General features: G+C 63.3%; 22 protein-coding genes and 1 tRNA gene. 18 read left to right on the forward strand and 5 right to left on the reverse strand.

Annotated elements, in window-relative coordinates; genetic code table 11:
- Window positions 1-15: 15 nt before the first annotated feature.
- From mepA to H0241_RS22085, 6 genes are all read left to right on the forward strand, one after another.
- Window positions 16-1,113 (forward strand): penicillin-insensitive murein endopeptidase, encoded by a 1,098-nt coding sequence (gene mepA / locus H0241_RS22060; protein ID WP_181059950.1) that lies wholly within the window; start codon window positions 16-18, stop codon window positions 1,111-1,113.
- Window positions 1,114-1,203: 90 nt separating this feature from the next.
- Window positions 1,204-2,223: a glucokinase gene (locus tag H0241_RS22065; protein ID WP_181059951.1), complete on the forward strand. Its 1,020-nt coding sequence runs from the start codon at window positions 1,204-1,206 to the stop codon at window positions 2,221-2,223.
- A gap of 156 nt (window positions 2,224-2,379) precedes the next feature.
- Window positions 2,380-4,239, forward strand: coding sequence for an ABC transporter ATP-binding protein (locus H0241_RS22070; protein WP_181059952.1), 1,860 nt, complete (start codon window positions 2,380-2,382; stop codon window positions 4,237-4,239).
- Window positions 4,236-5,057: a 4-hydroxy-tetrahydrodipicolinate reductase gene (gene dapB, locus H0241_RS22075; protein WP_181059953.1), complete on the forward strand. Its 822-nt coding sequence runs from the start codon at window positions 4,236-4,238 to the stop codon at window positions 5,055-5,057. The genes H0241_RS22070 and dapB overlap by 4 nt, the downstream gene beginning before the upstream one ends.
- A gap of 27 nt (window positions 5,058-5,084) precedes the next feature.
- Window positions 5,085-5,705 carry a 2,3-bisphosphoglycerate-dependent phosphoglycerate mutase gene (locus H0241_RS22080; protein ID WP_181059954.1) on the forward strand — a complete coding sequence of 207 codons (621 nt, stop codon included), beginning with the start codon at window positions 5,085-5,087 and terminating at the stop codon, window positions 5,703-5,705.
- A 130-nt stretch (window positions 5,706-5,835) separates the two neighbouring features.
- Window positions 5,836-5,920 (forward strand) — tRNA-Leu (locus H0241_RS22085).
- A gap of 132 nt (window positions 5,921-6,052) precedes the next feature.
- Here H0241_RS22085 and H0241_RS22090 read toward each other — a convergent pair.
- The gene (locus tag H0241_RS22090; RefSeq protein WP_181059955.1) at window positions 6,053-6,796 is read right to left on the reverse strand and encodes a cation transporter; all 744 of its coding nucleotides are present in this window, start codon (window positions 6,794-6,796) and stop codon (window positions 6,053-6,055) included.
- Between the two features lie 64 nt (window positions 6,797-6,860).
- Between H0241_RS22090 and H0241_RS22095 the strand changes: the two genes are divergently transcribed.
- The 8 genes from H0241_RS22095 to H0241_RS22130 all read left to right on the forward strand — a co-directional run bounded on the left by H0241_RS22095 (window position 6,861) and on the right by H0241_RS22130 (window position 12,462).
- Window positions 6,861-7,286, forward strand: a complete 426-nt coding sequence (locus H0241_RS22095; RefSeq protein WP_181059956.1) for a MerR family transcriptional regulator — start codon at window positions 6,861-6,863, stop codon at window positions 7,284-7,286.
- A gap of 303 nt (window positions 7,287-7,589) precedes the next feature.
- On the forward strand, window positions 7,590-7,922 hold the full coding sequence (locus H0241_RS22100) for an ArsR/SmtB family transcription factor (protein ID WP_181059957.1): 333 nt from the start codon (window positions 7,590-7,592) through the stop codon (window positions 7,920-7,922).
- A gap of 26 nt (window positions 7,923-7,948) precedes the next feature.
- Window positions 7,949-8,458: an arsenate reductase ArsC gene (locus H0241_RS22105; RefSeq protein WP_181059958.1), complete on the forward strand. Its 510-nt coding sequence runs from the start codon at window positions 7,949-7,951 to the stop codon at window positions 8,456-8,458.
- A gap of 5 nt (window positions 8,459-8,463) precedes the next feature.
- Entirely contained in the window at window positions 8,464-9,153 is a 690-nt protein-coding gene (locus H0241_RS22110; protein ID WP_181059959.1) for an aquaporin, read from the forward strand.
- Window positions 9,150-9,572: an arsenate reductase (glutaredoxin) gene (gene arsC / locus H0241_RS22115; protein WP_181059960.1), complete on the forward strand. Its 423-nt coding sequence runs from the start codon at window positions 9,150-9,152 to the stop codon at window positions 9,570-9,572. Before H0241_RS22110 ends, arsC begins: the two co-directional genes overlap by 4 nt.
- A 166-nt stretch (window positions 9,573-9,738) precedes the next feature.
- Window positions 9,739-10,638, forward strand: a complete 900-nt coding sequence (locus H0241_RS22120) for a DMT family transporter (protein WP_181059961.1) — start codon at window positions 9,739-9,741, stop codon at window positions 10,636-10,638.
- A gap of 58 nt (window positions 10,639-10,696) precedes the next feature.
- Window positions 10,697-11,017, forward strand: a complete 321-nt coding sequence (locus H0241_RS22125) for an ArsR/SmtB family transcription factor (protein ID WP_181059962.1) — start codon at window positions 10,697-10,699, stop codon at window positions 11,015-11,017.
- A gap of 50 nt (window positions 11,018-11,067) precedes the next feature.
- Window positions 11,068-12,462, forward strand: a complete 1,395-nt coding sequence (locus H0241_RS22130; protein WP_181059963.1) for an NAD(P)/FAD-dependent oxidoreductase — start codon at window positions 11,068-11,070, stop codon at window positions 12,460-12,462.
- A gap of 87 nt (window positions 12,463-12,549) precedes the next feature.
- On the opposite strand, the gene H0241_RS22135 is transcribed toward H0241_RS22130, so the two are convergent.
- A complete protein-coding gene (locus H0241_RS22135; RefSeq protein ID WP_181059964.1) occupies window positions 12,550-13,068 on the reverse strand; it encodes a GNAT family N-acetyltransferase in 519 nt (172 codons plus the stop codon).
- 162 nt (window positions 13,069-13,230) lie between these two features.
- On the opposite strand from H0241_RS22135, the gene H0241_RS22140 reads away from it, so the two are divergent.
- Entirely contained in the window at window positions 13,231-14,370 is a 1,140-nt protein-coding gene (locus H0241_RS22140) for an MFS transporter (RefSeq protein WP_181059997.1), read from the forward strand.
- 84 nt (window positions 14,371-14,454) lie between these two features.
- Here the strand turns inward: H0241_RS22140 and H0241_RS22145 are convergent, their stop codons facing one another.
- Window positions 14,455-14,937 carry a DUF2127 domain-containing protein gene (locus tag H0241_RS22145; protein ID WP_181059965.1) on the reverse strand — a complete coding sequence of 161 codons (483 nt, stop codon included), beginning with the start codon at window positions 14,935-14,937 and terminating at the stop codon, window positions 14,455-14,457.
- A gap of 39 nt (window positions 14,938-14,976) precedes the next feature.
- On the opposite strand from H0241_RS22145, the gene H0241_RS22150 reads away from it, so the two are divergent.
- Window positions 14,977-15,519, forward strand: a complete 543-nt coding sequence (locus H0241_RS22150; RefSeq protein WP_181059966.1) for a phosphatase PAP2 family protein — start codon at window positions 14,977-14,979, stop codon at window positions 15,517-15,519.
- A 317-nt stretch (window positions 15,520-15,836) separates the two neighbouring features.
- On the opposite strand, the gene H0241_RS22155 is transcribed toward H0241_RS22150, so the two are convergent.
- Window positions 15,837-16,067: a hypothetical protein gene (locus tag H0241_RS22155; protein ID WP_181059967.1), complete on the reverse strand. Its 231-nt coding sequence runs from the start codon at window positions 16,065-16,067 to the stop codon at window positions 15,837-15,839.
- A 265-nt stretch (window positions 16,068-16,332) separates the two neighbouring features.
- On the opposite strand from H0241_RS22155, the gene H0241_RS22160 reads away from it, so the two are divergent.
- Entirely contained in the window at window positions 16,333-18,000 is a 1,668-nt protein-coding gene (locus tag H0241_RS22160) for an FAD-dependent oxidoreductase (protein WP_181059968.1), read from the forward strand.
- Window positions 17,997-18,305 carry a UBP-type zinc finger domain-containing protein gene (locus tag H0241_RS22165; protein ID WP_181059969.1) on the forward strand — a complete coding sequence of 103 codons (309 nt, stop codon included), beginning with the start codon at window positions 17,997-17,999 and terminating at the stop codon, window positions 18,303-18,305. The genes H0241_RS22160 and H0241_RS22165 overlap by 4 nt, the downstream gene beginning before the upstream one ends.
- Before the next feature lie 30 nt (window positions 18,306-18,335).
- Here the strand turns inward: H0241_RS22165 and H0241_RS22170 are convergent, their stop codons facing one another.
- Window positions 18,336-18,527, reverse strand: a complete 192-nt coding sequence (locus H0241_RS22170) for a hypothetical protein (protein ID WP_181060000.1) — start codon at window positions 18,525-18,527, stop codon at window positions 18,336-18,338.
- Window positions 18,528-18,710: the final 183 nt, after the last annotated feature.

The following is an 18,710-nucleotide window of genomic DNA, read 5'->3' on the forward strand; positions in this document are numbered from 1 at the left end:
CAGAGAGGGGGGCTCATGACGATTTCAATGCGATCCTTGCCCGGCAGACGACCGTTCCTGACGGCGGCGCTGGCGATCGTGGCGCTGGCCGGACTGGCCGCGGGCGCAATCACGGCCGAGCCGCGGGCAAAAGACCTGTTCGGCGCCAAGAAGCTGCCGGCGGTGGCGGCGGCGCAGTCCTTCGGCTTCTATTCCAAGGGCTGCTTCACCGGCGGCGTCGCGCTGCCCATGGATGGCATGAACTGGGAGGTGATGCGTCCGTCGCGCAACCGGCGCTGGGGCCATCCGACGATGATCGCGCTGATCGAGAAACTGTCGCGCGATGCGGCGGCCGACGGCTGGCCGGGGCTTTTGATCGGCGATATCTCGCAGCCACGCGGCGGGCCGATGCTGACCGGCCATGCCTCGCACCAGATCGGCCTCGATGCCGACATCTGGCTGACGCCGATGCCCGACCGCAAGCTTACGACCCAGGAGCGCGAAAACGTCAGCGCCACGCTGATGGTCGACGACAAGACGCATCTGGTGAAGGACCGGCTGTGGAAGCCTATGCACACGCAACTGTTGAAGCGGGCGGCGAGCTACCCGGAAGTCGAGCGCATCCTGGTCAATCCCGGCATAAAGAAGAAACTGTGCGACACCGTCACCGGCGACCGGACCTGGCTGCGCAAGATCCGGCCGTTCTGGGGCCATGACTATCATTTCCATATCCGCATCGGCTGCCAGCCGGGCTCGCCGAACTGCAAGGGACAGGAAGCGACGCCTGACGATGACGGCTGCGGCAAGCCGCTGGCCTGGTGGTTCACCGAGGAGCCGTGGCGGCCCAACAAGAACCCGGACGCGCCCAAGGCGCGCGACCTGATGACGATGGCGAACCTGCCGAAACAATGCCGGTTCGTGCTCGACCAGCCCGACGCCGACTCGGCAGAAGCCGTCACCTATCGCGGCGGCGGCGTGCCGATCGCTGCCAGGGCGCCGGAACCCGACGCGCCTTTGCCGCCCGTCACCGGCAACGCGGCCGGACTGCCAAACGCAGTCAACGCCTTCACCGCCACGCCGGAGATCGGCATTCCCCTGCCGAGGCGACGACCGCCGGCAAACGTCGGACAGTAAAGGCGAACTGACGCTTCCCCTTTCCCGGGTCATGCGCTAGTCAATCGATTGAAACGGGCGCAACGTCGCCACAAAGGGGACGACCAAGGCATGTCAGGCGACGACGACGCAGCGTTGCGGTTTCCAGTGTTGATCGGCGACATCGGCGGCACCAACGCGCGCTTTTCGATCGTGCTCGACGCGAATTCGGACGGCGGCGAGCCGCATATCGTGCAGACGGCCAATTTCAACACCATCGACGAGGCGATCCAGGCGGCGGTGCTCGACCGGTCGTCCATCCGGCCGAATTCGGCGGTGCTGGCGATCGCCGGGCCGGTCGATGGCGACGAGATTCCGCTCACCAATTGTCCCTGGGTGGTGAAGCCGAAGCAGATGTTTTCCAACCTGGGCCTGAGCGATATCGTCGTGCTCAACGATTTCGAGGCGCAGGCGCTGGCCGTTGTTGCGCTCGGCGAAGAGCATATGGAAAAGATCGGCGGCGGCACGCCGGAGGAGAATGCCGGCCGCGTCGTGCTTGGCCCCGGCACCGGACTCGGCGTTGCCGGGCTGGTCCATGCCCTCAACCATTGGATACCGGTGCCAGGCGAAGGCGGCCATATGGACATCGGCCCGCGAACGCCGCGCGATTTCGAGGTTTTCCCACATATCGAAAAGCTCGAAGGCCGCATTTCGGGCGAACAGATCCTGTGCGGGCGCGGCCTGGTCAATGTCTACCGTGCCGTGGCCAAGGCCGACGGCAAGCCGGCGCCGTTCACCACGCCGGCCGAAATCACCGGGGCGGCGTTGGCCAAGACCGATACGGTCGCCGAGGAAGCGCTGGCGCTGTTCGTCACCTGTCTTGGCCGCACCGCCGGGGACCTGGCGCTGGTGTTCATGAGCCGCGGCGGCGTGTTTTTGACCGGCGGCATTGCGCAAAAGATCGTGCCGGCGCTGAAGGAGGGCAATTTCCGCGCTGCCTTCGAGGACAAGGCGCCGCACAGCGCGCTGATGGCCTCGATGCCGGTCTATGTCATCACCCACCCGCTAGCGGCCCTTTCCGGCCTTGCCGCCTATGCCCGCAACCCCTCGCTGTTCGGCGTCCAGACCGAGGGGCGGCGCTGGCGGGCGTGATCGGCACCCGCAAAAGTGGCGACCAACTCCAAATCGTGAACTGAGCCGCGACGAAGTTTCGCCGCCTTGGCCATAGGCAAGCCACGGCCGGAGCGCTAAGAGGGGGGCCGAATTCCAGCCCGCTTACGATGCGGAAACCGACGAAGCGCAGCCGATTTGACACTCCAAAGTCCAAACAAAGCGAAGGCCACACCGAGCGAAGTCACGGCGGTCCTTCGTCGCATCCTCGCTGAAAATGGCGATGAGTATCGCTGGACCTATGTCGTTGCCATCATCTGCCTGCTGCTGGTTTCGGGCACGACGGCCTTCACGGCCTGGATCATGGCGCCGATCGTCGACGAGATATTCTACGAGCGGCGTGGCGATGCGATCGTTTGGATCTGCGCCGGCTTCATGGCAGCCTACGTGGTGCGCGGCTTTGCGGGTTACGGCCAGGCGGTGGCGCTGGCCAGGATAGGCAACAATCTGGTGGCGCGCTACCAGAAGCGCATCTTCGATCATCTGATGAAGCTTGGCGTCGATTTCTTCAATGACACGCGCTCGGGCCGGCTGGCCGCACAGGTCAACGAGAATGTCGGCGGCATTCGTGACCTGTTGTCCCTGACATTGACGTCGATCTCCCGCGACGCGGTAACCCTGATCGCCCTTCTCGGCGTCATGATATACCAGGATCCGGTGCTGTCGCTGAGCTCGCTGCTGATCGGGCCGCCGCTGATCTGGGCCGTCGTGTACCTCACCCGTCGCGTGCGTCGGATCACGCGCGAATCCGTGCTGATCAATTCTCGGCTGACCGGAGCCATCCAGGAAGCCACGCAAGGTATCGCCATCGTCAAGGCCTTCACCATGGAGGATGCGCTCGCCGCTCACATCGGCGCCATGGCCGACACGGCCGAGCAGCGCAACAACAAGATTGCCCGCGTCTCGGAGCGGCTGTCGCCGATTTCCGACATGCTCGCCGGCCTCGCCGTCACCGCCGTCATCGCCTATTCCGGTTACCGGGCGATCGTTCTCGGGCAGCCGCCCGGCTCGGTGCTGTCATTCATCACCGCGCTGATCCTTGCCTACGATCCAGCCAGGAAGCTGGCGCGAACGCAGATTGGCATGGAGCGCGCGCTGGTCAATGCGCGCATGATCTACGAGCTGCTCGACCGCGAACCGAAGCAAAGCGACGCGCCGGGCGCCGCCGAGGCGCATTTCACCACCGGCGCGGTACGCTTCGACAACGTGTCCTTCCGCTATGTCGAGGAAGTGCCGGTGCTGCAGGATCTGAGCTTTACCGCCGCCGCCGGCAAGATGACCGCAATCGTCGGCGCCTCGGGCGCCGGCAAGACGACGTTGGTGGCGCTGCTGCAGCGTTTCTACGACGTGGAGTCCGGCACGATCGATATCGACGGCCAGGACATTTCCAAGGTCACCAAACACTCGCTGCGAAGCTCGATCGCCTATGTCTCGCAGTCACCCTATCTGTTCGAAGGCACCATCCGCGACAACATCCGCTATGGCCGGCTTTCGGCCACCGACGCCGAGATCGAACAGGCGGCACACCAAGCCGCGGCCGACGACTTCATTCGCCAGCAGCCGCAGGGCTATGACACGCCGGTCGGCGAAAGCGGCGCGACGTTGTCGGGCGGCCAGCGCCAGCGCGTCTCGATCGCTCGCGCCATCGTGCGTAATGCGCCGATCCTGTTGCTCGACGAAGCAACCTCGGCGCTCGACAACGAAGCCGAGGCCCGGGTCCAGGAAGCGCTCACCCAAATCATGGCCGGCCGCACCACCATCGTCATCGCGCACCGTCTGTCGACCGTGGTCAATGCCGACCACATCATCGTCATGGAGCAGGGCCGGCTGGTCGAGGAAGGCACGCATGCGTCGCTGATGGCCGATCCGCACAGTGTCTATGCCCGCTTCCACCGGGTGCAGGGCAAGAAGGGGCTGGGGCTTGTCGACGACGCCAAGCCAATCCAAACTCCGCTGCCGCGTTCGCGTGGAAAGAAGGTGGTTGGGAGGACCGTATGAGCGAAACCGGCGATATGGGCCTGGTGGTGGTGGGGGCGGCCGGCCGCATGGGCCAGACGCTGATCCGCGCCATCCATTCGATCCCCGGCGCGCGCGTAGTCGGCGCGGTCGAGCGGACCGGATCGCCCTATCTCGGCAAGGATGCGGGCGAACTTGCCGGCATCGGCATCATCAATGTGACGATCGGCGACGACCCGCTGCCGGTGTTCGCCAAGGCCGACGGCGTGCTCGATTTCACCGTGCCGGCGGCGACTGTGGAATTCGCCGGCTATGCCGCGCAGGCGCGCATTGCCCATATCATCGGCACCACCGGTTGTTCGGCGGAAGACAACGCCAGGATCGAGGCCGCGGCGCGCCATGCGACGATCGTCAAATCCGGCAATATGAGCCTCGGCGTCAATTTGCTGGCGGTGCTGGTGGAACAGGCGGCGCGGGCGCTCGACGCCGACGATTTCGACATCGAGATCCTCGAAATGCACCACAAGCACAAGGTCGACGCGCCGTCGGGCACCGCACTTCTGCTCGGCGAAGCGGCGGCGGCGGGACGCGGCATTTCGCTTGCCGGCAACGATGTGCGGTCACGCGACGGCCATACGGGCGTGCGCAAGCCCGGTACGATCGGCTTTGCCTCGCTACGCGGCGGCTCGGTGGTCGGCGACCACAGCGTCATCCTGGCCGGAACCGGCGAGCGCATCACGCTTTCCCATCATGCCGAGGACCGCGCGATCTTCGCCCGCGGTGCGGTCAAGGCGGCACTCTGGGCGCGCGCGAAGAAGCCTGGACTGTATTCGATGCGGGACGTGCTGGGCTTAGCCTGAGATATCCATAATTTTGAAGGAGCAAACATGTCGGGAACACTCGTGCTCGTGCGCCACGGCCAGAGCGAATGGAACCTGAAGAACCTGTTCACCGGCTGGCGCGATGTCGACCTGACCGAACTGGGCCACAACGAGGCCAAGGAAGCCGGCCAGAAGCTCAAGGCGCGCGGGCTGAAATTCGACATCGCCTTCACCTCGGCGCTGATCCGGGCGCAAAAGACCTGCCAGCACATTCTCGACGCCGTCGGCCAGAGCGACCTGAAGACGATCCGCGACCAGGCGTTGAACGAGCGCGACTATGGCGACCTCTCCGGCCTCAACAAGGATGACGCGCGCAAGAAGTGGGGCGAGGACCAGGTGCACATCTGGCGCCGCTCCTACGACGTGCCGCCGCCCGGCGGCGAAAGCCTGAAGGACACCGGCGCCCGCGTCTGGCCCTACTATCTCCACGACATGCAGTCGCATGTCCTGAGGGGCGGCACCGTGCTCGTCGCCGCGCACGGCAATTCGCTGCGCGCTCTGATCATGGCGCTGGACGGCAAGAGCGGCGAGGAGATCGTCAAGCTCGAACTCGGCACCGGCGTGCCGGTGATCTACAAGCTCAACGCCGATTCCACCGTGGCGTCGAAGGACGTGCTGGAAAACTGAGCCGGCGCCCCAAAGCGGGCGTTTCTTGATTGAGCATGATCTTTTCCGAAAACCGGTTCCCACTTTTCGGGATCATGCTCTAAAAGCGCGTTGACACCCGTCGCTTGCCCGCTTACATGAGCCCGCACCAGCCCAGATGGCGGAATTGGTAGACGCGCACGGTTCAGGTCCGTGTTCCGCAAGGAGTGGAGGTTCGAGTCCTCTTCTGGGCACCACCCTTCGCTCTTCGAGCTTCGGGTGGCAGGCCACCCGAAGTCGTTAGACGAAGGAGTGTCCTCCGAAGCCTTGGCGAAGGAGGACTGGTGATGGTTTCTCAGAAAAAAGCCCGGTTCGTCCGGGCTTTTTTGTTATTCCGCGGCAGCAAGCTGTCGGCCCAGGCTGTACTCAACCCAGGCCTGCCGCAGGATCTGGACGGATGAGGTCAGGAATATTCCAGCCATCAGCGCGGCGACGACCAGATCCGGCCAGGCGGTGGATGTGCCCCAAACCCCTATTGCGGCAGCCATCACCACGACATTGCCAATGGCGTCGTTGCGCGAGCAAAGCCAGACCGAGCGGACATTTGCATCCCCGTCCTTATAGGGGCGCAGCAGCAGCACGGAGCCGAGGTTTGCCGCCAGCGCCATGAAGCCGATGACCCCCATGACCTCCGCGCTTGGGACATCGTGGATCAAGGTCTGGTAGACCGTCGAGCCGAACACAAACAGCGCCATGACGAACAGCGACAGCCCCTTGAACAGGGCCGCGGTCGCGCGTGTTTGCAGGGTTGCACCGATCACGGCGAGGCTCAGGCCGTAGGTGACGGTGTCGGCCAGGAAGTCCAGGGCATCGGCCTTGAGGGCCTGCGATCCGGCGAGCTGTCCAGCGACCATCTCGGTAAGGAACATCGCCCCGTTGATCGCAATGACAGCCCAAAGCACGCGTTTGTAACGAACGTCCATGCCATCGAAGACGGCCACACCACCAGAGCAGCACGAGGCATTCGGCGCGCCATGACTTGCCGTCTCCGCCTTGTCGATCCTGGCCGGCAGCACCAGAGGCGGCGGGCCTGCACAGGCCGTTGTTTCGTGAGCGCAGCAATCTTTCGCCATTGAAAATCTCCATGTTTGCGGCCACCCTAGGTCCTCTAGCCACTAGAGGTTCAAGAGGTTTTTCATGGATTTCTCAATCGGCGAACTTTCGCGGCGAACGGCGGTGAAAGTCGCCACCATCCGCTACTATGAGCAGATCGGCCTGCTGCCGGCGCCACCGCGTACCGAAGGACAGCAAAGACGCTACGCCAAGGGCGCCGTTTCGAGACTGGCTTTCATCAGGCACTCCCGCGAGCTGGGCTTCGAGGTCGACGCCATCCGGGCGCTGCTGTCGCTTCAAGACAACCCGGACCAATCCTGTGCGACAGCTGATGCGATCGCCAAGGCCCGGCTGGCAGAAGTCGAGAGCAGGATCGCGAGCCTGAACGCCCTGCGACTGGAACTGACACGCATGGTCGATGAGTGCGCTTGCGGGCGAGTGGCGGAATGCCGGGTCATCGAGACTTTGGCGGACAGGAGCCATGGGCATGGCCGTTTGGCTCAGGGATGAGCGGTCCAACACGCTTGGCTCGGCTTCGCGGCCTGCCGTATGCTAGTCGCAGCATGGCTCTTCTGGGCACCAAATTCCCGTCTCGAGCCGCTTAGCGTGGTTGAGACGCCTGACAAAAAAGCCCGGTTCGTCCGGGCTTTTTCGTTGCTTTGGTGATCCAGCTTGCAGGCGCATCTCTTGCCGTCGCAGATGTAGTCTGTGCTCGCCAAGCGCTGTCCAGCCAGCCATCGATCCGGTTTCCTGAATGTCATCTAGATGTCATACGCCTTGGCTATACGGCGATACATCTGGATTTATGGATACGTGGACAAACAGACCGCCCTTCTCGCGCTTGCGGCGCTCGGCCAAGATACAAGGCTGGAGGTTTTCCGGCTGCTGGTTCGGGCCGGCGCTGAAGGCGTGCCCGCCGGCGAAGTCGCATCGCGCTTAAGCATCGTCCAGAACACCATGTCGGCGCATCTGAAAATACTCGGCCATGCCGGGCTGGTCCGCGCCGAGCGCGAGGGGCGCACCATTCGCTATGTCGCCGACATGACCGGATTTCGCGACTTGCTCGCTTACCTCATGGAGGATTGCTGCAACGGTGCGCCGGAGCTTTGCCAGCCGGTAATCCAGGCGGTGACTTGCAAGTGTTAAGCCGGTAAATGCCAGGGGAGGAAGCAATGGGCGATCAGACTTACAACGTATTGTTTCTGTGCACCGGTAATTCGGCGCGGTCGATCCTCGCGGAGGCGATCCTGAACCGTGTCGGCGCCGGCAGGTTCAAGGCCTTTTCTGCCGGTTCCCATCCCAAGGGTGCGGTCCATCCCTATACGTTGCAGCTTCTAAAGACCGTCAACCACGATATCTCCTTTGCCCGTTCGAAGGACTGGGCGGAATTTGCGGTGCCGGGCGCACCTGAGATGAATTTCGTTTTCACTGTCTGCGACAACGCAGCCAATGAATCCTGTCCCGTATGGCCCGGTCAGCCGATCACGGCGCATTGGGGGGTGCCCGATCCCGCAGCCGTCGAGGGCACGGATGCTGAAAAGCACCTGGCATTCGCCGATGCCTACCGCATGCTCAATAACAGGATTTCAATCTTCGTAAGCCTGCCGATGAATACACTCGACAAGCTTGCCTTGCAGAAGCGCCTGGATGAGATCGGTCGCAATCACCCCAATGCAGGCTGAACAGCATGGCCACTGATTTGTCACGACGCCTTGTCGCCGAAGCGCTCGGCACCGCCATGCTGGTTACCGCCGTTATCGGTTCGGGCATCATGGCCGATCGCTTGACCGACGACGTGGCGCTTTCGCTCCTCGGCAATACGATCCCGACCGGCGCTATGCTGGTGGTGCTGATCACCATTCTTGGGCCGATTTCCGGGGCGCATTTCAATCCAGCGGTGACGCTGGTGTTCGCGCTTCGACGTGAGATCGAAGCCAGCACAGGGTTGGCTTACGTCTTCGCCCAAATTCTGGGTGGCCTTGCCGGAACGTTCCTGGCGCATGCGATGTTCGAACTGCCGATCCTGCAGGTCTCCGAAACCGTACGAACCGGAAGCGGCCAATGGATCGCAGAGTTGGTGGCCGCCTTCGGCCTGGTGTTCACCATCCTTGCTGGCTTGCGCTTTCGCAGTGACGCAATTCCCTGGCTGGTCGGGCTCTACATCACCGGCGCTTACTGGTTCACAGCCTCGACTTCGTTTGCCAATCCGGCCGTCGCCATTGCGCGCGCGTTTTCCAACACGTTCGCCGGGATCCGGCCGCTCGATGTCCCGGCCTTCATCGTCGCCGAACTGCTGGGCGCGCTGCTCGCCATGGCACTGGCCGGCTGGCTACTTTCCGAATCGAAACCCGTGCCAGAGATGAAAGCTGCCGAATGACCATCACCATCTATCACAACCCCGATTGCGGTACCTCGCGCAACACGCTGGCCATCATCCGCCAATCCGGCGAGGAGCCGGAGGTGATCGAGTATCTGAAGACGCCTCCGTCGCGCGAAAAGCTGATCGAACTGATCGCGGCAATGGGGATGAGGCCGCGCGACTTGTTGCGCGAAAAGGGCACGCCATATGCCGAACTTAATCTCGGCGATCCCAAATGGAGCGACGACGAGATCCTCGATTTCATGCTGGCGCATCCGATCCTGATCAACCGACCAATAGTGGTGACGCCACTCGGCGTGCTTTTGGCGCGGCCGTCGGAAGCGGTGCTGGACATCTTGCCCAATCCCGATATCGGCCCCTTCACCAAGGAAGACGGTGAAGTCGTCGTCGATGCTGACGGCAAGCGCGTTGCGTGATCAGAACTGCCGGTTGAAAGCGCGGAGGAGGTCGCCAAGCAGTCAAATCAGCGGTCGATTTGAGACGAGTGGCTGGCGCAAACGGGACGGCGACTGCACCAGAGCAGGCAGACAATCAGCATCCTGAAATGCGACAGTATCAACATGCCAGCGGCGGGATCGACGAATGAGACCACGCGACGCTCTCATTGCGACCATGCCTCCGGTCTTGTGGGCAATCGCCTATACGATGGCGAAGCCGGCTATGGACCGCTTTCCGCCACTGTTTCTCATGAGCATTGTCTATGCCGTCACGGCATTGGCATTGTATCGGCCGTGGCAGCCGCGGCAAACACCGCTATGGGCTGTGATCGCCGCAGCGACACTCGGCGCCAGCTTGCAAAGCGCGCTTATTTTCAGCGGGATCTCCCGCGTCCCTGCCACCATGGCGATTCTCACTGTTCAATCCCAAGTGCCGTTTGCGGTTCTCGCTGCTTGGCTCGTCGGCCAGGAACAGACAAGTGGTCGCCGTTTGGCCGGTGTCATAATTGCCTTGGCAGGCGTGGCGCTGGTCGTCGGGCTGCCTAACTCCGTCGGAGAATCCAGTGGCCTCCTGCTGATCGTGCTCGGCACGCTCTGCTGGGGTGTCGCCCAAGCAATCATCCGTACCAAGTCCCAGGATTCGGGCGCGCGCCTGATGGGCATGATGGCGGCAATTGCCGCCCCGCAACTGCTGATCATGTCGCTTGTTCTGGAGAGCGGGCAGCAGGCGGCTATGCTCCAGGCCACGCTATCTCAATGGGGTGCGGTGGCGGTCTTGGCGCTGGGAGGTTTCGTCGCCGCATATTCGATCTGGTATGGCCTGCTTCGCCGGCACCGCGTTGATCAAATTGCCCCGTTCATCCTCTTGATGCCGATTTTCGGCATGCTGACGGCACATGTGCTCCTTGGCGAAGCGCTCACGCCGCTCGTCGTAGTTGGAGGCATGATCATCCTGATTGGTCTCATACTCGTCGTTTGGGGACCGACTGTGGAAGAGGCCGTGGCCACCAAGCCGTTGCCGCTTGATGTTGGCGGTGTCGGGTAATTCGACATTATTCGAAATAGAATTGACACCACGAAGCCTTGGGTCTAATGGTATTTCCATGAAACTCGAACAAGCAGCAAAGCAGCTCGAAGCTCTCGGTAATCCGACGAGGCTGAACCTCTATCGCACGCTGGTTCGGGCCGGCGCTGCGGGGAGGCCGGTTGGCTATCTGCAGGAAAGTCTCGGCATCGCCGCCTCGACGCTGTCGCATCATCTACACCGGCTGATCCTGACCGGCCTGGTGACTCAGGAACGACAGGCGACGACGCTGATCTGCCGCGCCAACTATCCTATCATGCAGGATTTGATCGGTTTCCTCGCCGACGAATGCTGTGCCGATGCAACCTGCAATTCCGCCACCGGAGAAGCGGCGGCGTAATTTTTTTGATTGATATTTCGGTAATCCCGGAAGGATGGAAGGTATAGAAAATGACCCCTCAAAGCGATCTACCCATCGCCGTCATCGGCGCCGGTCCGGTTGGGTTGGCGGCAGCCGTCCATCTGCTGGAGCAGGGCCTGCCAGTGAAGCTCTATGAGTCCGGCAGCGGCGTTGCGTCCAACCTGCGGGATTGGGGCCATGTCAGGGTGTTCACGCCCTGGCGCTACTGCATCGACCAGGCAGGGAGAAAATTGCTCGAAGCCCATGACTGGCGCATGCCGGCGCCAGAGGCATTCCCCACCGCCGGCGAGCTTGTCGAGCACTACCTGGAACCACTTGCCAGGCTGCCGGAACTGGCGCCGGCAATCGAAACCGGCGCCCGCGTCGTTGGCATCTCGCGCTGGGGCGCCGACAAGGTGCTGAGCAAGGCACGCGGGACGCGGCCCTTCATGCTGGTGGTCGAAACGGCCAATGGCACAAGGCGAGACAGCGCCCGCGCCGTGATCGATGCATCCGGCACCTGGCAGATGCCAAATCCGCTCGGCGCTGGCGGAATCGCGGCCGAGGGCGAGGGCGAGGCAGAGAATGCCGGCCGTATCGCCTATGGAATCCCCGATATTCTCGGCCGTGACCGCGCTCTTTATTCCGGCCGCACGACGCTGGTTGCCGGTTCGGGGCACTCGGCTGCCAATGCCTTGCTCGACCTCGCCAGACTGGCAGATGCCGAGCTCGGCACGGCGTTCATCTGGGTGACGCGGGGCACCGACCTCGTGCGCATCTATGGCGGCGGCGATGCCGATGCTTTGCCGGCGCGCGGCGAGCTTGGCGCCGATGTTCGCGAACTGGCGGAAAGCGGCCGCGTCTCACTGGTGACAGGATTTGCGACCGTCGCCATCCGCGCGCATGAAAATCGCCTGATCGTCGAAGGCGAGACCGCAGACGGCTTGCGCCAGGTCGGCCCTGTCGACCGCATCATCGCCGCAACCGGGCAGCGGCCCGACCTCTCGCTGACCAGGGAGCTTCGCCTCGATCTCGATCCGTGGCTTGAAGGCGTCAAGGCGCTGGGGCCGCTCATCGATCCCAACGAGCATTCCTGCGGTGATGTGCCGCCGCATGGCCACCGCGAGCTCAGCCATCCCGAGCCCGATTTCTATACGGTCGGCATCAAGAGCTATGGCAGGGCGCCGACCTTCCTGCTGCTGACGGGCTATGAGCAGGTCCGCTCCGTCGCCGCCGCTCTTGCCGGCGACATGGTTTCCGCCGATGCAGTGCAACTCGTGCTGCCGGAAACCGGCGTCTGTACGGTGCCGTCTTCTGCACTTGGCGCTGCGTCCAAAGGCTGTTGCGGCGGTCCGGCCGCAAAGGAGGCGGATGGCTGCTGCGTCGCCGATGTCGAAGCAAAAGCCGTCGGTAGGGGTGGGTGCGGTTGCGGCGTTGCCGCGTGAGCTCGCTGCCCGAAGCCGTGCTGCCTCTCCTCGACAATCCTGTTCGGGACTTCGTGAAAGAAGACGGCGAGAAGGTCGCCTACCGGCCTAAAGCGACAGATGCTTCATGAAATAGATAGAGACTTTCGGCTGGCCATGCGGGTCGACAAAGTGATGCGGGACAGAGCCGACCTCATGCCAGTTGAGCCGCCTGTAGAGTCGCTCGCTTGCCCCGCCCTCGACCGTATCGAGGAGGAGCAAGGACCGTTTTCTAGCCATGGCCTCACGCTCGACAGCCTGCATGAGAGCGAGACCGATGCCTTGCCGCTGGAAGTCGCGATGAACGAGGAGTTTGTAGACTTCGGCCCGGTGTGGTGCGTTCGGCTCCGGCGAGAGATAGAGTTGGACCGTGCCGACGACACGGCCGTCGATATCAGCGCAGATGAGGAGCCGTTCGCCTTCCCTCACCGAACGGAAAACATCCTCCCAATGTGTCAGCGCCTGAGGCTCATCAAAAGGGAGCACGAAGCCAATGAGCGCGCCGTCTTCGACGCTCTGGGTCAGCATCTCGGCCAGGGCCCGCACATGAAGCCTTGCCTCATTCTCATCAAACACGGCGATGCGCATCAGGTCTTTCCTTTTGAGGGGTCAGAAGTAACCGGCTTTGACGGGCGCGTGAAGTCACCGACGATGGCCGCTCCACTCACTTTTCGGGAGCATACCTGAGTGGAACCGCCTGTGATCCCACGTCGACGTGTTATCGTTTCGGCGCTCGGCCTCACGCAAATCATGGCGTGGGGCTCTTCCTACTATCTGCCCGCGGTCATTGCGCCTGCGGTGTCGGCTCAGACCGGCTGGCCATTTCCCTGGGTGATCGGCAGCCTGTCGCTCGGGCTTCTGGTCGCGGGCCTGATATCGCCGCATGTCGGTGCCGCGATCGAGCGCCACGGTGGCCGCATGACGCTCGCCTTCAGCGCCGTTTGCCTCGGCATTGGCCAGGCGGTGGTGGCCGCGTCGCCGACCCTTTCCGTCTTCGTCGCCGGCTGGCTGATCATGGGCTTCGGCATGGGCGCCGGCCTTTATGATGCCGCCTTCAGCACGCTCGGGAGACTGTATGGGCGCAGCGCCCGCTCGACCATCACCAGCCTCACGCTGTTCGGCGGTTTCGCCAGCACGGTGTGCTGGCCGATTTCGGCGTTTCTGCTCGACGCGTTCGGCTGGCGTGGCGTGTGCCTGGTCTACGCGGCAATCCAGCTCCTTGTGGCATTGCCCGTCTATCTGCTTGTCCTGCCGCGCGGCGTTCCCGCCGAAGCGTCTGCCCAGACGGCTGCCGCACCGGAAACCGGTCTGGCGCCGCGCAGCCTGCCCCTGATGGCCACGCTGGCGGCAAGCATCACGCTGTCGGCCGTCATATCGTCGACCCTTTCGGTGCATCTGCTGACCGTGCTGCAATCCACCGGCCTGGCGCTCGGCGCGGCGGTCGGCCTCGGCGCGCTGGTCGGCCCTTCCCAGGTCGGCGCCCGCGCCATCGAGATGGCCATCGCCCGCTATCACCATCCGATCTGGACCAAACTCGCCTCGGTGACGTTTGTCGTCATAGGTGTGACGACGCTCTGGACCGGCCTGCCGGTTCTGCCGGTCGCCCTGATTTTCTACGGCGCCGGCATCGGCCTGGAATCGATCGCGCGCGGCACGCTGCCGCTCGCCCTGTTTGGCGCCACCGGCTATGCGAAGCTGATGGGCCGGCTCGCCATGCCGAGCCTAATCGCCCAAGCCGCGGCGCCGTCCGCCGGCGCGCTGCTCCTGCAACATACCGGCGAGCGCGGATTGCTGACCGTACTGCTCGGGCTCGCCCTGACAAACGTCGCGCTGGTCGCGGCGCTGTTTGCCCTTCAGCGCGGGGCTTTGCGACGCATCCGCATCAGCTAGCGGCCGTTGGTGTGTCGGCTCCGCTTGGGCCATTCTGGTCTGCGGTCCAGCGCATTGAACAGAGCCGAGGCTGATACTCCGTCGCTATGCTGGCTCGTGCCGCCGCATTGCGCCCCATTCGTGCCAGATCAGCACCATGACGACCGCATCGAAGACGGTCAGTGCGAGCAGGCCCGGTGAGTGGGTGTAGGAATAGCGGTAGACTTGGTAGACCATGAATGCGCCTAGCGCGACGAGGGAGGCCGGATACGCCCACAGCTTGCCTCGCAAAAGGCCTATAACCAAGAGCAGCTTTATCAGGCCGTGGCTGAGCAGGTAGAAGGCGTAGAACTCCTTGCTGGCGATCGAAAAATGGCTTGCCATCTGCGACAGATAGCCAGCTATGAAATCGTTCGGATCTTCGGTCAACTCCTCTTGGGTGAAAGCATTGACCCACGAGGCAATGGTGTCCGTGGTGACGAGATAAAGCAGGACACCGCCAACGCATTCGATCAGGGCGTGCGCACCCTTCAGCCAGACGCTGACTTCAAAAATCTGATGGATGCGGCGTTCGTCGACTGCCTTCACAATTCACCTCGCGATCGACAACAACGGAAGCAACAAAGAATGGATGCAACTCTCACCCACTGGATCAACGCCGCAGCCGGGCTTCACCCGGTTCTGGATAAAGCAATGACTGGCGCCTCACAAATCGGCGTTCCGCTCATGGTGTTGGCTGTGGTTGTGCAATGGTGGGCGAAGGCCGACCGTTACCATCTTCGTCACGCGGCCCTGTCGGCCGGTCTGGCGTTCTTGCTCGGACTGGCGATCAACCAACTCGTCCTTCTGTTCGTGCACAGGATCCGGCCCTACGATGCCGGCGTGACGCATCTGTTGATCGCGCCCAGCGCCGACTGGTCGTTCCCGTCCGATCACGCGACGGCATCTGTTGCGATCGTTGCGGCCTTTGCGATGCAAGCTCTGCCGCGCCGGACGCTGGCATTCATGATCATGGCATTCCTGATTTGCTGGTCGAGAATTTACATCGGCACCCACTACGTGACCGACGTAATCGGCGGCACCACTACCGGGGTCTTGGGGGCCGCTGTGGTGCGATTGGCTTACCGCGAGAACTCCAGGCTGGACAATCTGGTGACCAAAATTCTTTGAAGCTGACGGCCGGCTCGCCAAGCGCGCCAATCAGCGTTGAAAAGGTGTTTCAGGTCAGTATCAGGCCGGCCAACAAGACCGCAAAGATCACCGACGCCGGAACGGCAAGAAGCCACCGAGCTTCCGATACGCTGTTGTGTGGGTCATCCATTGTCTTGTTCCCTAGAGCGTTTCACCGTTTCACGGAAACGGCGAACCGCTCTATCTCTTTGTTTTCACGCAATTCCGGACGGAAAACCGCACGCACTTTTCCTGGAATTGCTCTAGTGAAAGCTGGCTCCAGCGCTCCTCCCGCGCTGGAGCCGCAGCCGATCGGCTCAACCGCCGTTGGCGGGAGCCGGGGCTGGAGCCGCCGGCTTTGGCGTTGAGGCAGGCGCCTCAATCTTGGGCACGTCGACTTTCACGTCGATGTCTTTTCCGTCGCCGCCATTGAGATTGATGACGCCGGTGACGAAAAGCAGGGCAAGGATTGCGACGATCGCAACAACAATCGCTATTGCCGTTCCTGCGCCCCCTCCTGCATTCACAACAGTTGGTCCGTCAGCCATTTCTTCCTCCCTGAGGTCTCTGGGAAGGCAACGGCAGCTGTAAGCCTTTGTTCCTGCTCAGGGGCTTCAGTCGTATTGGCGTAGGACTTCGGTCTGACGATCAGTGGCCGACGTTGCGATGGTTCTGCTCCGTTGGTTCTTCGTCGGCAGCGGATGCTCGCCCGAAGACGACGAATGCCAAGCTGAAGGCGGACAACCTCCCCTCCTGGTCAGGCATTCAACAAACCGCTTCAAACCCGGCGGCCGTGGCGTTACGCTCGCAGCCATGGCCCCATCCACCCAGCCGATCGCCGTCACCCGCCGCGACCAGATGTTTCCCATCCTGGGCGACGCCGATATCGAGCGCATGCGCCGGTTCGGCGAGGCCACTTCCTATGAAGCGGGCGAGCACATCGTCACCGCCGGCGCTGTGGCGCCGGGGCTGATCGTCATCCTGTCGGGCACGGTCGACATCACCCAGGATGTTGGGCTCGGCCGGCGCGAGACCATCGTCACCCACGGTCCGGGCAACTTCATCGGCGAACTGGCGCAGCTTTCCAGCCGGCCGTCGCTGGTCAATGCCGAGGCGATCGAGCCGGTCGAGGCTTTCGTCATTCCCTCGCAGCGGCTGCGCGACCTGATGGTGCAGGAGGCAAGCCTTGGCGAGCGGGTCATGCGGGCGCTGATCCTGCGCCGCGTCGGTCTCCTGGAAAGCGGCAGCAGCGGGCCGGTCGTCATCGGTCCCGCCGGCAATGGCGACACGCTGCGGCTGCAGGGGTTTCTCCGCCGCAGCGGCCAGCCGCACCGGGCGCTCGATTCCGACAGCGATCCGTGCGCGAAAACCCTGATCGAGCATTTTCATGTCGACCCGCACCATCTGCCGATCGTGCTGTGTCCCAACGGCAAACTGATGCACAATCCCGGCGAGACCGAACTCGCCCGCTGCATCGGCCTGCTGCGGCCGATCGACCCAGACATAGTCTATGACGTCGCCATTGTCGGCGCCGGGCCGGCGGGGCTGGCGGCGGCGGTCTACGCGGCGTCGGAAGGGCTTTCGACCATCGTGCTCGACTGCCGCGCCTTCGGCGGCCAGGCCGGCGCTTCCGCGCGCATCGAGAACTATCTCGGTTTCCCCACAGGCATCACCGGCATGGCGCTGATGGCGCGCGCCTACAACCAGGCGCAGAAATTCGGCGTCGAAATGGTGATCCCCGACGAGGCGAAGCTGCTCGGCGCGGCGAGCGAGGGCTACACGCTTGCCGTCGGGGACGGCGAGAGCGTCAACGCGCGCACGGTGGTGATCGCCAGCGGGGCGCGCTATCGCCGCCTCGACATCGCCAATCTGGCCGAGTTCGAGGGAACGTCGGTGCATTACTGGGCCTCGCCGATCGAGGCGCGGCTGTGCGCCGGACAGGAGGTGGCGCTGGTCGGCGCCGGCAATTCGGCGGGGCAGGCGGCGGTCTATCTCGCCAGCCAGGTGCGCAAGGTGACGATGCTGGCGCGCCGCGGCGGCCTCAGGGAAACCATGTCGCGCTATCTGGTCGAGCGCATCGAGGCGCAGCCCAACATCGAGGTGCTGGCGGAGACCGAGATCGAGGCGCTGGAAGGCGAAGGCGGCAATCTTGCCCGATTGCGCTGGCGCAACCGCGACGGCGTCGAGACGCGGCCGATCCAGCATCTCTTCCTGTTCATCGGCGCCGACCCCAACACTGACTGGCTGGCTGAGTGCAATGTCGCGCTCGACGCCAAGGGGTTCGTGCGCACCGGCGCCGACGTCGCAGCGGGGCTGATGGAAACCAGCCGCAGCGGCGTGTTCGCGATCGGCGATGTGCGCTCCGGCTCGGTCAAACGGGTCGCCGCTGCCGTCGGCGAGGGCGCCCAGGTGGTGGCGGCCTTGCACGCCTATCTCGCGCGACCCAACGCAGCAGGGCCCGAATTGGCCAGGAGAGCATGATGGATGAATGCAAACACACGCGCGACATCAAGACGGTGACGCCGAGCGCGCTGGGCTGCGAGGAATGCCTGAAGAGCGGCTCGATGTGGGTGCATCTCAGGCTCTGCCGCACCTGCGGCCATGTCGGCTGCTGCAACGACTCGCCCAACCGCCACGCCACCAAGCATTTTCACGCCACCAAGCACCCGATCATCGAAGGCTACGACCCGCCGGAAGGCTGGGCCTGGTGCTTTGTCGACGAGGTGTTCATCGACATCGACGGCGACGTGACGCCGCAGAACGGCCCGATCCCGAAGTTTTTCTGAGGCGGCGCCAGCTGTCAGCCGGCTGCTTCGCTACTTCACCGAGCCGGTGACGGTGCGGTCGACGACATCGGGGTTGCGCTCATTGCCGGCAAGTGCGGCAATGATCAGAAGGCTGGCGACGACCGGGACGAACAGGATGGCCACGCGGGCCTGCACATAAAAAATGGCGCGCCATTCGCTGCGCTTTTCCGGGCTGTTGTCCATCACACTCACTCTCGCCATGCCTCCCCGGGCGGGACATAGCGGCGAAGGGTTAAGCAAAGGCTTCCGATTGTGTTAACGGGCGGATCGAGCGTCTGTTCAGCCGGCTTGCATGCCCTGGGGGCTACGCTTCGCCTGAGCGACAGATACACGGGGTTCAGTGGATCCTCAACTTCGTCGGCTTACAGGCCATTGCGTGGTTGC

It is taken from the genome of Mesorhizobium neociceri, assembly GCF_013520985.1.
In the GTDB taxonomy this organism is placed as follows: domain Bacteria; phylum Pseudomonadota; class Alphaproteobacteria; order Rhizobiales; family Rhizobiaceae; genus Mesorhizobium; species Mesorhizobium neociceri.